Genomic DNA, 16247 nt, shown 5'->3' on the forward strand with positions numbered 1-16247 from the left:
AGTTAAAAACTCAACCCGGTTAAAACATATGACAGTAGGTTCACATTAGATTATAGCTAACTAGTTATTGCTATAAAATTTCTATCACATTTAAATGTATACTAACCCTTAGGATATTTCAGAGTTAGCTGGCTTGATGCTGTAATTAGTGAACTCTCCGAGGTTATCCTGCACTCCGCCTTCATTTCCTTCTCATTTAAGCTAAACTTATTGCAACCAATTAAAATATTGTTTCTTAAAATAAACCAATTATGCGAAATACTGACGACTTTATTATTTTTTACCAGTTAATTGAGCAAGGCTCATTTAGCAAAGCCGCCGAACAAGTCGGGCTAACTAAGTCCGTGGTGAGCAAGCGAATTACAAGGCTTGAACAAGATCTAGGCGTTCAGCTTCTCTACCGAACTACCCGCAAGCTTACACTTACTGAAGCAGGTGAAATCTTCCATCGTCACGCTCGTGAAATATACTTATCGGTCATCAATGCCGAAGATGAACTTAACGGTCTTGGTGAGCGTTTATCTGGCAATATAAAAATCACGGTTCCAACCATCTCTGGTGAACTTATTTTGCCTCAAGCTATTGCGGAATTTAGCGAGATGTATCCGGATATCAATATCCAAATGGACTTGGATAATCGATTTGTCGATATCCTTGCCGAAGGGTACGATCTCGCCATCAGAACCGGTGTCCTGCCAGACTCTAGCTTCATCGCCCGGCGACTTGTGGATGTAAATTGGATTATCTGTGGTGCTCCAAGCTATTTTGAAAAAAACACCATTCCAACCCATTATCAGCAACTGATCGACCACAACTGTCTTGGCTACTCTTTCCAAGAGACCGGGGCATTTGATTGGTTAATTAAAGGGGAAGATGCACCATTTACTATCAATGTGTCAGGCAATTTTTGCACCAACAATGCCTCAGCGCTAAAAAGTGCGGCTTTATTGGGGCAAGGGTTGGTCTACGTACCGAAAGTTCTTGTTTACAATGAGTTACAGTCAAAACAGCTAATCGAAGTTTTGCCAGAACAAGTTGGTAAACAGCTAGGTATTTATGCCGTATACCCTTATACCAAGCACTTACCGGTTAAAACCAAGCTTTTCATTGAGCATGTTTATCACTGCTATAACCGGCAAACGAATATGTTCTAACCTAAATCACGAATAAAACAATACTATTGATTCTATAGATAAGCTTGAGAGGGATGCCACACCTTGAGGGCACAGGCGTATAAAACGATTAAACATTTATGGAGTGAGCTGAGGTTAAGCATAAACAAAGCCCGAACACAAAGTGAATCGGGCTTTAAAGTAGCAGTGTTCTGGAGATAGTAATACTGCTTTATTAATTTTTTATAGCGCTCTACATTACAAGAAGGTACTCACTACCGCGGCGACAATACCGTACACCACCATTGGTACAACTGTTTTCTTGATAATATACCCTTCTTGGTTAGCGATACCTAGAATGGTTGATACAGCGATGATGTTGTTGATACACACCATATTACCCATTGCTCCGCCTACCGACTGTAAGCCTAAGATCGTTGTTTGTGACAACCCAGTGTTAATCGCGATAGTTTGCTGAATCGCGCCGAAGGTTAAGTTAGATACCGTTGCCGAACCTGAGAAAAATGCACCTAGCGCTCCAAGATAAGCCGCGACATATTGCCAACTGGTTCCCATTAAGTCAGAAAAGGCCGTACCCGTTACCATAATGGGTGAATTGCTATCTCCGGTCATCATCAGTTTAACCATGATCAGTGCACCAACAAGCGCAACAAATGGCATTTTGATTCGACTGCCTGTCTCAGCAAACATCTGCTTTACAACTTTACCTTCTAGTTTAAAGATAGGAATGGAGATAAGTGCAACCAATAGGAATGGAATCAAGGCTGGAACATAAAGAGTTTTGTACGCCCATGAAACGTCTGTGCCTAAGATTTGGCTCAGTTTCAATATTAATGCCTGGCTAACACTAAACTCCCCCAAAGGACCTAATGAAATACTCAGAACTTCCGTGTTATCAACCAGCATTGCTTTAATGCCGAACTGCTTAATACGTGTAACGATTAAGATAAAGATCAGCAACAACGTTGGTGTCATCGCTTTCATCACTTCACCAAAGGTAACGGGTACTCTTTTTTGGTCTTCTGCACTTTCGTGAACTTTAGCAAGACCAAAGCCCGCTTTAGCAATAATAACCGACAGTATCAAGCCTATAGCACCACCAACCAACGCTGGGAACTCAAAATTCCACTGAGCAATTAAGAAATAAGGTACCGTACAAGATAACGTGCTCAATAATACGAATAGATAGTTACGTTTGATTTCGCCCCAGCCAACCACAAAGCGAAGAGCCATCGGAGGAACAACAAAAGCAGCGACCATATGGATCAGTGCACTCACCTGACCCGCTTCTAATAACGTTGCATTATCCAAACCTAAGTTAGAGAAACCAAACCATGTTGGTGTACCAACGGCGCCAAATGAAACAGGTACCGAGTTCATCACTAATGCGAGCATTGCCACTTTTAAAGGAGGGAAACCAAGTCCGACAAGAATGGGAGCAGCAATTGCAGCAGGAGTACCGAATCCAGAGGCACCTTCAATCATAAAGGCGAATGCCCAGCCAATGATCATCAATTGCGCGACTTGGTTGCGGCTAATACCTTCTAACCAACGACGAATAACAGCTTCTGCGCCAGATAAAAAAGTTAATCGGTTTATTAAAATTGCACCCGCTACGATCGATATAGGAGTGATCGCCGATAGCATGCCTGCTACCACATTGGCACTGATCAAGGTAAGGTCAGTTTTAAAATAAAAGTATTGAAGAACGCCTACCATTAAAGCAGTGATTGGTAAGGCAATATGAGATGGAACGCCATTTTTCTTGGTCATCATCCATATAAGAATGACAATAGGTGTTACAGATATAAATAAGGTTAACATTCAGAACTACTCCATAATTCGTTCTATATTTCTTAGGGATATGAAATTAATTTAACTATTAATTTTATTATTCGTCATTTAAATACAACTATATTTGTTGCTCACATATATTTTAATTATCTCAATAATTAATTCCATCCCATATATTAACGAACCATCATGTTAACCAGAGATTTACAATGAGGTAAATTTTTCAACAATTATAACTAAAAATTTAAATCCATAAAAACAAAGAGTTACAACAGAACCTTTATTTATCCATAAAAAAGACAAGGGCAATATGACACAGTGAGTTTCCAAAACCGCCATAATAAAACTGCCATATTTTCACCAACCACCCTAATTGACCACTATTTATTGCTATTACGCTCTAACTTGGAAACACGTCATGTTGTTTAATTACAAACATAATTATCAAGAATACGTAGTTTTACCGATATAAAGCCCAATTTCATGTAAAATTAAAACACAATGCACTTTATGTAATTACATTTATAAACTAATACTTATTAGGTATATTTACATTAACAACTTTAATTAATTGTTATTAATGTAAATAGATTTAACATTCTATAATTAATATTATTCACTATTTTATACACATAAAAAAGCGACCGTTTAGGTCGCATTTTAATAAAATTAACTCTTTATAGTTAACTGACTTTATCCACTAAATAAAGTATAGAACGATATTCAATACCACTATGTTCAGATAAGCCAATTTCACAAGTTCTGCTATTCGAGTACCCTTCGGAACAGTTATCAGGAACCTGACTGTTTAATGACGACAATGCTGATGCATTTAATTCTGGGGTAGTAAATCCTTTGTCACCAGCAAAACCACAACACAGAATATCTTCTGGGATTATCACCTGCTTAGCACACGCTTGGGTAACCTTTTGCATAATATCAGCCAAGCCACTTCTTCGTGATGTACAGGTGATATGCAGCATAACAGGCTGCTCTTGTGGCACGATGGTCAGTTTTGGCAGCACAAACTCCGCAACAAACTTAAACGGTTCATAAATAGCGAGATCGTTTTGTAGCGTCTCTTTACTCAAGCTAGCGCAGGGGCTGGTATCCATTAAAATAGGATATTGACCATTGTTCGATGCTTTCCATAGCGCACTCTGTAAGCTGTCCATTTTACTGTTTGCCGTATCAACAAACCCTTTGCTCTTATATGGCATACCACAACACTGGCTATTCACATCGTCAGGAAGCACAACGTCATACCCCGCTTTCTCAAGCAGAGAGATGGTCACTTCCGCCAATGGGCGATCATCAAGAGCATTCTTTTCGGTACCCATGTTACGTGACGCACAACTAGGGAAGTAAACCACTTTTTCTTTACCAACAGATCGAATAACTAACTGTTCTACATTTTTTGCCGCTCTTGGTAAATGAGGCGTCCATAACGGCAACTTCTTCCCAGATAAGTTATGAGCAGCCTTGGTAATGGCTCGCATGTTTTTAGTACCGACGACTGAATGCATACCATTGGCCGCAGACAAACCAAGTTTGGTGACTTTGGTAATTCCGGCAAAATGTTCCGATGTCCAACGAGCAATACTTTTCGCCTTATCGCTATGATCTTCTCTCAACTTACGCATCAAGTCGCCAGTATTAATACCAACAGGACAACGATCGGCACATAAACCTGTTGCCGCACAGGTATCCACACCTTGATACCTAAATGTCTTTTCCATTTCAGCCAGTTTAGCTGGGTCTTCATCTGTGCGACGTAACCGGCTTATCTCTCGAAAGACCGTATTTCTTTGTCGCGGAGTAAGTGACAAGTTTCGTGAAGGGCAGACGGGTTCACAAAAACCACACTCAATACATTTATCAATTAATGTGTCTGCCGCAGGCATCTCTTTTAAGTTGTTAATATGAGATTGATGGTCATCATTTAAAATAACACCGGGATTTAAAATGCCCTGACTATCAAAAATTCTTTTGATCTTCTGCATTAACTGGTAGCCATCTTTGCCCCACTCTAACTCAACATAAGGAGCCATGTTACGGCCTGTACCATGTTCTGCTTTTAGAGAGCCTTGGTAGTCAACAGCAACCAGTTTAGCTACCGCATCCATAAACTCACTGTAACGCGACACTTCTTTATCGCTGTCAAATGCTTGAGTGAAGACAAAATGCAAATTACCCGCAAGAGCATGACCAAAAATGATCGCTTCATGATAATCATATTGAATAAACAGCTCTTGTAACTCACGTACCGCCGGGGCTAGCTGCTCTAACGGAAAAGCAACGTCTTCGATAATAACGGTTGTACCTGTTTCTCTCACTGCTCCCACCGCAGGAAACAGCCCTTTGCGAATCCCCCACAGTTGCGCACACACTTCTGCATCGCGGCTAAACTCGACCATTTGTGTTGGCGAAAACTGATTTATAATATCAACCAAATGTTGAGATTGTTGCTGCAACTCGTCTGCACTTTTAGCATGAATTTCGACCAATATAGCGGCGGACTCTTTATCACCTTGCTCACTCAGTTCGGCAATAAACGCTGGCATGCCCGGCTTGTCCGCCACAGAGGCTAGCGAACGACTGTCCATAAGCTCAACAGCCGCCACGTCTGTTTTGCTCAATTCACTGACGGCAAGACAGGTGGTTTCTATATCAGCAAAAACAAATAACCCAGACGCTTTATCCGCATGGTCAATAACGGTGTTGTAGGTAATGTCAGCAATAAAACCCAGTGTTCCTTCAGACCCAATCAATAAATGCTGCAAAATCTCAATGGGATCAACATAGTCCACCAGCGAATTTAAACTGTAACCGGTGGTATTTTTTAAACGATATTTATGGCGAATCTTATCCGCTAACGCTTCATTGCTCTGACACTCTGTCGCGAGGAGAGTTAAGTCTGACACCAAAGTGGCATGTGTTTTCTTAAAGGTTGCGACACTCTGTTTATCAAGCGTATTTAATACCGTTCCGTCGGCTAAAACCACCGTCATTCCAGCGAGGGTTTTATAACTATTCTTGGCTGTACCACAACACATGCCCGATGCATTATTGGCCGCTATACCGCCAATTTTACAGGTGTTAATGGATGCAGGATCTGGCCCAATCATTCGGCCATAAGGAGCAAGATACTTGTTAGCGTCAGCGCCTATTACCCCCGGCTGCAACCAGATCTGCTCACCTTCATTCAACACTTTATAATTGCGCCAGTTGGTCGTTAAGGTAATGAGTACTGAGTCAGAAATGGCTTGCCCTGATAAACTGGTTCCTGCCGCACGAAAAGTAAGCGGGATGTTTCTCTCTGCACACTGTTTTACTGCAAATACCACTTCATCTAGCGTATCGAGCTGCAAAATAAGTTTAGGGACTAATCGATAAAAACTCGCGTCAGTACCATAGGCAAGAGTAAGTGTAGGGTCGGTAATAATTCGTTGCTCATCAATAGTGCGTTTAAGCGCTTTGATTAAGTCTTGATAGGCTTGTTGCATGGATGCTCCACGTGATATCCGGTCTGATTCCATTATTTTTATAATATTCCCCATATTAAATATGAGGATTTATTAACCATACCGTAACAACAGGCATTGATATATCCTGTTCAATTCACATGTTTGTTGCAAAAACTTTACTAATCCGGCTTCTCAACGGGTGAGATCTCTAGCAAGTATCAGCGCCAATCCCAGTATTTGTAGAAATAGGGCAATATTTTTATAGTTAGCACTGACTTCATCCATCTGCTGCATACTTTCCATGATGGCAACATTAGCAACATACAAATTATCAATGTTATTTCGCTGTATTTCCTGAGCTCGATTGATGCTTTGCATGAGCATAGGCAGGTTATTTAGCGAGATTGCCGGAGTATCTTTGCCAACCCACAAAATAAGCTGTTGATGAAGATTCTCTACAACTTCTTCATTAGCAGGCTGCTGCCCAAGCTGAATAATCAGTAGCTCACGTTTACGTTCCAACGTTTCGATTTGGTTCCACGCTAATTGAATCGCCTGCTGATTACTTCCCTTTTCTTCATACAGCGCGGTGCTTTTTTGCGCGTATTTGTCTAGTACCACACTAGAAATCAATATGGCGATAATATTTAGGATTAACCCCACCAGAACGATGAACCAAGCTGGTGGCATTCGAGCCTGTGACATTCGATTGTTCCTTGTCATTAATGCGGATAAGGCTAAATAAACTCCACTCTAATTGAATTTAGCTTGTTGATACAGATTCTACAACTTCCGTGGCAAACCGCGCTCTTTGCTATCTTATTGGTAGGCTTAACATGGGAAGTATGTATGTGAGGTAAGGTTGGGTAGGCAACACTGACTTTCATAGCTCACCTCTATTGCTTTAGTTGCCAACGAATGGGCATTGATAAAACAACAGAGGCCGCTACAAGACGATTAGAAACTTTTGGACCCGTATTGCCACTCTTTAGGATCATAACCAAAATCATTTTGCCCTGACGTTCCATTCTTAACGCAGAAATAGAGTAGAACCAGAAAGCCGATAATTGGGATCAACACCAGCAATATCCACCAGCCAGAGCGGTTGGTGTCATGTAAACGACGCACCGATAAGGCAATGTTAGGCAGAATAATCAATAGCGAGTAGATACCGCTAAGAATACCTATACCAGCCTGAAGATCATACCAGCCCAACATGCCATCAATAAAACTTAGGGCTATGCTCACCAACAGGCTAATAAGGACAAAATACCAAAACTCTTTACGACGGGAACGACCGCGAAAAGTCAGACCTTTTTTTAGAGCCATTAAATACCAGTTCATACTCTCTTCTCTTTATCTTTTATACCCGTATGACCTTAAAACAGGTTATTCAGAACAGTAGCAAAACATTTTACTATGCAGGTGTACTGAATTTACTTGGGTACATTTAACGTTCTGATTTAGCTTAAACTATGACCATAACGATTATTTGCTTTTTTGCAAAGCTTTACCTTTAGTTAATCGATACCACTGGAAAAATCTTATTTTACTGGCGCTATTTACACCCAAATTAATGGTAATGATATTTATTATCATTTAAAGTATCCCTAACAAAGGAGACTTAATTATGAATCAATATACCCAATGGCTAGAAAGAGATCCTGACCCAAAGACACGGCATCAGCTTCAACAACTTATCTCTGATGATAATCAAGTGGCGTTAGCGGACTGTTTTAATGGCCGCTTGGCATTTGGGACCGCTGGATTACGGGGCATTGTAGGTTGTGGCCCAAATAGAATGAATCGATTAGTCATACAAGAAACCGCAACCGGGCTAGGTAACTATTTAATAGAGCAGATTGAACACGCCAAAACCCGAGGTGTGGTGGTGGGTTATGATGGACGACTCGATTCTCAGCAGTTTGCTTATGATACTGCAGCCGCGCTAAACGCATTAGGTATTAAAGTCTACTTAACATACCAAGTCGCTGCCACACCAGTAGTCGCATACGGTATAAAAACTCTGAATGCTGCCGCTGCGGTTGTTGTTACTGCCAGCCACAACCCTCCTGAATACAACGGCTTTAAGGTATATTGGCAAAATGGTGCACAAATTATTGCTCCCCATGACTCAGCAATAGCAGAGAAAATCGCTCAAGCAACCACTAAACCGATTAACTTAATGTCAATGGCAGAGGCTGAAGATCAGCAACTTCTGCACTGGCTAGAAGAAGACTACTATCAGCGTTATCGACAAGAAATCAGTCATAACCCTCTTTTCTCGGCCACTCATTCAAACTCTATTGCTATTGCGTATACCGCCATGCACGGAGTTGGAGCCAATCTAGCAGAAACACTTCTGGCAGATGCTGGATTTACACGCGTCCATTCCGTTGCTGAGCAGCGAGACCCTGATGGAACCTTCCCTACCGTCAATTTCCCCAACCCTGAAGAAGCAGGCGCAATGGACTTAGTGATTGCACTCGCGACTGCAACAGGTTCCGATCTCGCCTGTGCGAACGACCCAGACGCAGACCGATTTGCCGTTGCCGCCAGACATGCCGATGGTAAGTTTCAAATGCTAACAGGTGACCAAGTTGGCGCCTTACTCGCCGATTACCTTCTTAGCCAGTGCGAGCCAAACGAACAGCTACTTGGCAACTCCATAGTTTCCTCTCGTTTGTTAGCACACATCACCCAAGCTAGCGGCGCCACCTATTACCAAACCCTTACAGGTTTTAAATGGTTAGCCAACATCGCGATGGAGATGGAGAATGACAAGCTCAATTTTCTTTTTGCATACGAAGAAGCGCTAGGTTATACCGTGGGCGACACGGTACGAGACAAAGATGGCCTCTCAACCTTAGTGATTTTTGCTCTGCTAACAGAAAAACTTAAGCAACAAAATCGCACCGTATTTGATCAACTTGAGACCATCTATCGCCAACATGGCTTATTCGTAAATAGACAGCGTAGCCTGTCACTTGATGCCAACGCCGATCCTATCGGTGATAAGTTACGAGAAAATCCACCTAAAATCATTGCTGGTAGCCCTGTGGTGCTTGTGGAAGATCTAAAAACGTCCTGTCGTAAATGGGCAAATGGTGAACATGAAACTATTGATTTACCGAGCAGCGATGTCCTAATTTATCATTTAGAAGATCAATCTCGAATCATAGTTCGACCGTCCGGTACAGAACCTAAACTAAAATGCTACTACGAAGTGATATGTGATTTCCCTTCATCAAAGCACTTTGAACAGGTTCAGACCCTTGCAAACAACAAGATGGATATATTGATAGAGCAACATCAAGCTATGCTTTCATGACAAAACAGCTGAGATTGTTATGTTAATCTTTATAAAGCCGTTCCTATAGGATATCTATACTGTAAACACATTTCGATAGATGTGTTTACAGTACGCCCTCACAAAGTGAATATTTATTCACAAAACACCATAAAGCCGTGTATTTTCTTACAATTCTCGTCCCCTTTTCTATAAAATTTTTCACTATAATTTCTATAACAAATGAATAAGCCCAAATTAATAAAACCGCATTACTTTTGAACAAAACACACATTGGGTCGAGTTTTATTAAACAAATTACATACAAATCAGAGCTTACGTGAATAAAATCACAATTACAGAATGATTATAATAAAACACCACTAATTTTAGCAGTGCTCGTTGATCTTTATAATTACTACATGCTTATATACTAATGACCTTTATGATTAACATTTGTTAACACCCATTTTATATTAGCCATTAACACTCATTACAATAACTAGAAATGATAATTCAGACCGACACATATAGTTAATTAAATACTAGAAAAATTGTAATTTATACAATGGCTATTCATCGACAATCGAATGGACCGAGGTGTAATCATGGAACAAAAACAGTTGATCATTAGTGATGAAAATAAGTCTGTAAACAAATTTTCATTTCCAGATATCTATATTATCTTAGTTTGCTTTATTCTTGCTGTTGCGGTTTTAAGTTGGATAGTACCCGCCGGAGAATATGAACGAGAAACTCTCGCCAATGGACGCCTAGCGGTTGTTCCCGACACCTACCAAAAAATTGAGCAGACTCCTGTCGGAGCCATGGATGTCGTCACTGCTATCCCTCAGGGACTCGAAGGGGCAGCATCTGTGGTGTTTTTGACACTGTTAGTCGGTGGCTCAGTTATTGTTTTACAAAAGATTGGTGTGGTGGGAATGGGCATTAACATGCTGATCGCCCGACTCGGCAACCGCACCGAACTCATGATCCCCATATTTGTGGTTATTTTTGGTGCCATATGCGCTTTTATTGGTACTCCAGAATTAGCCATAGCTTACATCCCGATCATATTACCTTTGATGCTACGGCTCGGTTATGACTCAATGACAGCTGCTGCGGTGGCCATTATTCCTTGCACTTTAGGCTTTGCTTTCGGACTGACAGCTCCAACCAATGTCGGGATAGGACACATGATTACCGGCTTACCCATGTTTTCTGGTGCTTGGTACCGTGCTATTTTTTGGTGCATTGTGATGACATCATTAATCGTTTTCATTTTACGTTACGCACGTAAGGTAAAAGCAGATCCGAAGTCCAGCTTAATGTACGAAGATGATATTAAACTTCGAAAAGAGCTGTTAGAAGGTGATGGTAAAGAGCAATCAGAAACAGTTGTTGAGTATTCTAAGCGACTGAAGATTGCTGGCGTTACCACGTTGGTCATGTTCATTGCAGTGATCAGCTGTATCATGATTTTTAGCCTTGGATTTAATGCCATTTCTGGATTATTTGTAGTCATGGCAATTACAGCATCGATCGTTGCAGGTGTTCCGGCAAATACAATATGCAGCCATTTTAATGACGCAATGAAAATCATGTTAGTAGGCGCCCTGATATGTGGTGTTGCACGCGGTGTATCTGTCATGCTGGAAACAGGTCATATTATGGATACATTTGTCTTCCATCTTGCCAGTTTTATTAGTTATTTGCCGGGTTGGGCCGCCTCCGTTGGTGTAATTGCAAGCCAAGCGTTGTTTAACTTCTTAGTGCCATCAGGCTCAGGACAAATGTTAGTCACTCTACCGATTTTAAGCCCAGTTGCAGATCTGGTAGGAATGAATCAGCAAGTCTTAGTATGGTCTTCAAACGTAGCGGATGGATTAACAAACATAATGTTTCCGACTAGTGGCTACTTTATCGCAGCTTTAGTAGCTTGCCGGGTAGATTATATCCGCTGGATTAAATTCTATGTTCCATTCTTTCTTTTTACGGTTGTTGTTGCCTGTTCCGGTGCAATAATTGGTGGAATCATTAACTATGGTCCATTTTAATTACTTCACACATAGTTACAGCCAATAAGAACAAATAAAAGACTTAATTGAAAGCAATTAAGTCTTTTATTACATTGTCGATGAATACATTTATTGCACAGTCATTCAATGATATCAGCCAACCCCTAACATATTACTGCCAGTTATATTCTACTGAAACTTAAAAATATATATCATTATACAATCTTAAATATTACCTATTTATCATCACCATCTTCAATATATTTAATTACCTCACCTCTTTCATTCATATAGCACAGTAAAAAAGCGGCAATACAAAACCTCTCAGCCCAATGACTAATTATGCATTTAATCTCTCTATAAAGGTAATTTGCGCAATCATCAACCGCACAACACTCCAACACTCCAACACTCCATCGCTATTTTGCTGTTCTAAATTGCTGACGAAGCTCTGTTACTTCACCTTTATCAATGCCAAGTGATTCTAAAAAACGTTGGTGTGCCTCTGGCTCCATACTTTCGAACTGACTATGCCAATTGGTCATATCTTGATCACTAAAACCTGACGCTGCCATTAACTCTGTCCAACGCTCTTTAGTCAAAATATCGGGCTTATGCATGGTGTCCTGGTTTAGCAGAGCAACTATCGCTTTTTGTTGCTTCCTTAATCGCTGAATTTCATCCTCTAGCGCATTAAACTGTTTGCGAAGTATTTGCTCTTGCTCTTGTTCCACTTTAGATTCAAGTAAAAAGGATATTTCTGCTACTGGAACGCCATATGAACGGTAAGAAACAATACTCTTCAGTCTTGCGAGCTCTTTGCTTCCATAGGTTCGGTATCCATTTGATGCACGCTGCGCCGGCGACAACAGACCTGCCCGCTCATAATAGAGAACCGTTGTTCTTGATATATTGCATTGTCGTGCTAGCTCAGTAATTGTCAGCATTGATTTTACCTTTTTCCGCTCAGTTGATGGCTAAAAGCAGGTTTTAATCGATAGTATATTTGAGGAAGAACGGCACTGAATATCAACACACATGCCCCAACCAAAGCCAGTGTATCTGGGATCTCTGAAAATATAAAATAACCCAATAATAAGGAGTAAATGATACTTGCGTACTGAACATTAGCAACTATATTTGCCTGTGCAAATTTGTATGCAGTGACTCCAAACCATTGCCCCACTGACGACAAAAGACCAACCAAAATCAACAAGCCTAATTCATTCAATGAAGGCCAATACCAGTTGTTAATGCTAGGAATAAGAGCAATGATGCCGACAAATATGGCCTGATAAGCCAGCAACGTGATTTTAGGTTCAGATTGAGCAACTTTTCTAACACAGACGACGGCAACGGCCGCCGCCAACGAGCCTAATGATCCGATTAAAATATATGAAAATGACGCGTCATAAAACTTAGGTTGTACCACCAGCATCACTCCAATAAACCCCACTGCTATGGTAAACAGCCGAGAGTGACTCAACGCTTCTGACAATAATGATCTAGAGATTAGCGCAACAAAAATAACCTGTAGAAAGCCCAGCGCCTGTGCATCTGCAAAAGGTATGTTACTCACTGTGATAAAGCCCAAATAGAGAGCAAAAAACGCCGCCACTATTCTTATAAAATGCAGCTTAACCTGTTTAGGCCTAATTAATATCTCAATATTGGATATGATGGCGGGTGACAATACCAACACAAAAACTACTTGTCGAAACAGTAAGATCTGAAATGTATCAATAGAACTGCTCAGTATGCGAACTAACATACCTGACAGCACAAATAATCCTGTAGAAATCAGCGCAAGCAGAATACCTTTCAGGTAATCCGGCATCATAGAGATGCGGTTAAATTGGACATAAGACATATAAGGTTCCTTTGGAAAACTCGACACATTGTGAACCCGTCACTTATAGACAGGTCAACAAGTAAAGAGAACACAGAAACTTCATCTAAACGGATGTTTTCTGGTGGAAACAGATCCCTGAAAGGATGTTTATATCGGGCTAAAGCCACTCATGGCGTTTAAGGAAGTGTCAGCAAGCGCGTAAGTAAAAAGGAAACACGGGGCAGTTTGGCTACCCCGATTTATCTTGGTTACAACTATTCTAAATTGGTTGTAACTGATGTCGCGTGAATGAACGGTGCGTCAGTTAGGTTATCTCTGGCCGCATTCTCTCCTTTCAGATAATAGTTAAACCAGTTCAAGTAGTAATAGTCACGTATAAGATGAGGTTTATAGAACCATTGACCATTAGTTGTTTTGTCCCAGCCTAACAGCTCAAAACGCTCTCCTGTGAAGCCATATGTGTCAAGGTCTTTCCCGGTTGCTTTTCTATTGCGTGTGGGAATATGTCTGAACTTAAACTTGCCGTTATCTTGCAGATATTTTGGAAAGTTAAATGAAACATCATGCTGTGTCATTGAACCATGGTTAACATCATTTACTGTTACGAGCATCTTGTCATTAGTCGCTCGTTTATATGCACTTAATGCTACTGGTTGAGGGTTACTATCTGTAATGGTTGCTCGTTCAGTTTCCAGTTGCATGATGCTGCTTGTATCTCCTTTCGCTAGGCCGATAGCTTGTTGAGATAAATGATAAAATATGAACTGAACAAAGGCGTCCTCATTCCCTATCAATTGAAGCAGTGGTTTTTGATTTCCAACGGGTAAACCAGATTCTGTATTACCTCGTCCAAACATTTCTTGAGGCGTCCAAGAGTATGGAACACCATTATTTAGCCCTATGGCAGTGGTTACGCCAGGTATATGTTCCAAACCGAGCTGTGACGTCATTGAACCAAGTGAATGCCCTGAAAGTCCTACCTTGCTCATATCGATTCTATTTTCGAACAGACCACACGTCTCACCTAATGAACCGGTCGCTTTAATCAGGCAGTTTTTCTTCTCTAAATTGAGAGTGTCCAGCGCCTTTTTAACCGTGTTCACATCACTGACTCGTTGTCTAAACAAGTTACGTTGCATGTCGACCATTTTCTCTGGTCCACCGGGAACGACGGAGTGTTCCGCCGGATTAAAGTGCTCCATGACTTCAGGAGACGACACCTCTACACCAAACAGAAATTTAATGAAGTTTGGCACTACTTTAGCTTCAGCCAAAATTTGATAAGCCTGATTGACCTCCTCTTTACTTGAGTTTTTTGCAAACTCAGAAGATGGGTCATGGAACACGATTGGCGCTACACCATCAGAAATAAATGTAGGCGCTGCCACTATATAACCGTGACTGGCTAGAAACTCACCAGCTCTGTCCCACATAGCATAGTTGCCTCCAAGCCCGTGAGAAAGAATAATCACTGGAAACTGACCATCCGCAACAGGTGCATTAAGAAAAGCTCCACGTTTCTGGTTCATAATCTCATTAGAAAACTCATTAAGCAGACTCGTATCGCCACTTTTTTTCGAAAGAGAAAGCAATACTCCCTCACGATCCGCCACTGAATCTAATGCCTCGGTATAGAGCATGACCAGCGCTGGATACATCATAGGGTCACCCAATACATAGTCGCTAAATTTTGCTTGCTGACCAGAAATCGCTTTTAACGGATTTCGTACTCGGTTATTTAAATTCAGGCGCTCAGAAGACGCTTTTGCCGGATACCATATGCTGGTGGCTACCGTTCTACTTTGGCCTGACTGTTCAATTTTTCTTAGCAGTTTGCGATATTCATCGCTCGCGTATGCGGTGTTCCAAGGATCAAATCGTTGAGCATCATCTTTCGCAAAAATAATTTTGCTTCCTACTGCGTAAGTACCGAATTGCAGCGAAGATATGTCTGTCTCTGAAAAGCCAGCCTGTACCTGCTCGGCTGAAAATGATGGCAGAGATGCCGCCATTAATGCGCCCGCTAATACAAATGAATTAAGTTTCATGAATGTGCTACCTCAACTAAAAATATGCGGTGATTGCATACTTGAATTATATAAGCCTGAGATAGAGAGAAAAGTTACTATCCATCGATAAAATAGATAACACTTTCATCTATATTGTCGGATATCGGGATAACATGTTGAAATGCGGGACCCTGACGGGTCCCTAATTGGTCTACTGATTTACAACTGATGGCTTTGCAGAATGGGTCCCTAACCTGAACCCCAAAGCAGACAATACCAACCCCGGAAGTAGTATAACGACTATCCCCATACTTCCGGCCTGTGGTTCGCCTTCCAAGACAGAACTCACCGACCATGCGATAGCAAACAGAATGGTTCCAAGCCCTAGCGCGAGTAACACTAGGCTCGACACTTTAGCTTGGTAAAAACGCCAAAAGCGATATATTCCATATCCACCAATAACGGAAAGTGCACCCAAAACATAAAACAGCACTTCAATGCCACTGAAAATACCCAGAAACATACTAACCTCCTTAATTGTGTCCGTCGTAGCGACGACCATTATTGCTCCAGAATTTTTCCGACGCTTTTGGATCAAAGGTATCACCGTAGCCAAACAGGATATCCATTTCTCTCATAAATCGATGAGTCTCTCCGGGCATTATGGCGTTCATCTTCTCAATTA

General features: G+C 41.2%; 11 protein-coding genes. 3 read left to right on the forward strand and 8 right to left on the reverse strand.

Annotation, left to right across the window (positions count from 1 at the left end; translation table 11 throughout):
* Positions 1 to 251 precede the first annotated feature (251 nt).
* Complete coding sequence (locus tag CHJ_RS23020; protein WP_171753860.1) at positions 252 to 1154, forward strand: LysR family transcriptional regulator; 903 nt, start codon at positions 252 to 254, stop codon at positions 1152 to 1154.
* A gap of 216 nt (positions 1155 to 1370) precedes the next feature.
* Here the strand turns inward: CHJ_RS23020 and CHJ_RS23025 are convergent, their stop codons facing one another.
* The 4 genes from CHJ_RS23025 to CHJ_RS23040 form a co-directional block, all read right to left on the reverse strand.
* Positions 1371 to 2957 (reverse strand): L-lactate permease, encoded by a 1587-nt coding sequence (locus tag CHJ_RS23025; protein WP_317919183.1) that lies wholly within the window; start codon positions 2955 to 2957, stop codon positions 1371 to 1373.
* A gap of 653 nt (positions 2958 to 3610) precedes the next feature.
* A complete protein-coding gene (locus CHJ_RS23030; protein ID WP_411861583.1) occupies positions 3611 to 6466 on the reverse strand; it encodes an FAD-binding and (Fe-S)-binding domain-containing protein in 2856 nt (951 codons plus the stop codon).
* Between the two features lie 120 nt (positions 6467 to 6586).
* Positions 6587 to 7099, reverse strand: a complete 513-nt coding sequence (locus tag CHJ_RS23035; RefSeq protein WP_317919185.1) for a DNA mismatch repair protein — start codon at positions 7097 to 7099, stop codon at positions 6587 to 6589.
* A gap of 252 nt (positions 7100 to 7351) precedes the next feature.
* Positions 7352 to 7738 (reverse strand): DUF805 domain-containing protein, encoded by a 387-nt coding sequence (locus tag CHJ_RS23040; RefSeq protein ID WP_317919186.1) that lies wholly within the window; start codon positions 7736 to 7738, stop codon positions 7352 to 7354.
* Positions 7739 to 8021: 283 nt separating this feature from the next.
* Here CHJ_RS23040 and CHJ_RS23045 point away from each other — a divergent pair, with 283 nt between their 5' ends.
* Both CHJ_RS23045 and CHJ_RS23050 read left to right on the forward strand, forming a co-directional pair.
* A complete protein-coding gene (locus CHJ_RS23045) occupies positions 8022 to 9725 on the forward strand; it encodes a phospho-sugar mutase (RefSeq protein WP_317919238.1) in 1704 nt (567 codons plus the stop codon).
* Positions 9726 to 10291: 566 nt separating this feature from the next.
* Positions 10292 to 11740, forward strand: a complete 1449-nt coding sequence (locus CHJ_RS23050) for a YfcC family protein (RefSeq protein ID WP_317919187.1) — start codon at positions 10292 to 10294, stop codon at positions 11738 to 11740.
* 380 nt (positions 11741 to 12120) lie between these two features.
* Here the strand turns inward: CHJ_RS23050 and CHJ_RS23055 are convergent, their stop codons facing one another.
* The 4 genes from CHJ_RS23055 to CHJ_RS23070 form a co-directional block, all read right to left on the reverse strand.
* The gene (locus CHJ_RS23055) at positions 12121 to 12648 is read right to left on the reverse strand and encodes a MerR family transcriptional regulator (protein WP_317919188.1); all 528 of its coding nucleotides are present in this window, start codon (positions 12646 to 12648) and stop codon (positions 12121 to 12123) included.
* A gap of 5 nt (positions 12649 to 12653) precedes the next feature.
* On the reverse strand, positions 12654 to 13571 hold the full coding sequence (locus CHJ_RS23060) for a DMT family transporter (RefSeq protein WP_317919189.1): 918 nt from the start codon (positions 13569 to 13571) through the stop codon (positions 12654 to 12656).
* Between the two features lie 236 nt (positions 13572 to 13807).
* A complete protein-coding gene (locus CHJ_RS23065) occupies positions 13808 to 15601 on the reverse strand; it encodes a hypothetical protein (RefSeq protein WP_317919190.1) in 1794 nt (597 codons plus the stop codon).
* Positions 15602 to 15773: 172 nt separating this feature from the next.
* Positions 15774 to 16085, reverse strand: a complete 312-nt coding sequence (locus CHJ_RS23070) for a hypothetical protein (protein WP_317919191.1) — start codon at positions 16083 to 16085, stop codon at positions 15774 to 15776.
* Between the last annotated feature and the right edge of the window lie 162 nt (positions 16086 to 16247).

Source organism: Vibrio sp. MACH09 (genome assembly GCF_033238805.1).
Lineage (GTDB): Bacteria > Pseudomonadota > Gammaproteobacteria > Enterobacterales > Vibrionaceae > Vibrio.

What these genes read in the sequence shown, in the direction of transcription:
- CHJ_RS23040 (WP_317919186.1), bottom strand. Translation starts at nt 7,738, where the DNA reads ATGAACTGGTATTTAATGGCTCTAAAAAAAGGTCTGACTTTTCGCGGT.
- CHJ_RS23035 (WP_317919185.1), bottom strand. Translation starts at nt 7,099, where the DNA reads ATGTCACAGGCTCGAATGCCACCAGCTTGGTTCATCGTTCTGGTGGGG.
- CHJ_RS23065 (WP_317919190.1), bottom strand. Translation starts at nt 15,601, where the DNA reads ATGAAACTTAATTCATTTGTATTAGCGGGCGCATTAATGGCGGCATCT.
- CHJ_RS23070 (WP_317919191.1), bottom strand. Translation starts at nt 16,085, where the DNA reads ATGTTTCTGGGTATTTTCAGTGGCATTGAAGTGCTGTTTTATGTTTTG.
- CHJ_RS23060 (WP_317919189.1), bottom strand. Translation starts at nt 13,571, where the DNA reads ATGTCTTATGTCCAATTTAACCGCATCTCTATGATGCCGGATTACCTG.
- CHJ_RS23020 (WP_171753860.1), top strand. Translation starts at nt 252, where the DNA reads ATGCGAAATACTGACGACTTTATTATTTTTTACCAGTTAATTGAGCAA.
- CHJ_RS23030 (WP_411861583.1), bottom strand. Translation starts at nt 6,466, where the DNA reads ATGGAATCAGACCGGATATCACGTGGAGCATCCATGCAACAAGCCTAT.
- CHJ_RS23050 (WP_317919187.1), top strand. Translation starts at nt 10,292, where the DNA reads ATGGAACAAAAACAGTTGATCATTAGTGATGAAAATAAGTCTGTAAAC.
- CHJ_RS23055 (WP_317919188.1), bottom strand. Translation starts at nt 12,648, where the DNA reads ATGCTGACAATTACTGAGCTAGCACGACAATGCAATATATCAAGAACA.
- CHJ_RS23025 (WP_317919183.1), bottom strand. Translation starts at nt 2,957, where the DNA reads ATGTTAACCTTATTTATATCTGTAACACCTATTGTCATTCTTATATGG.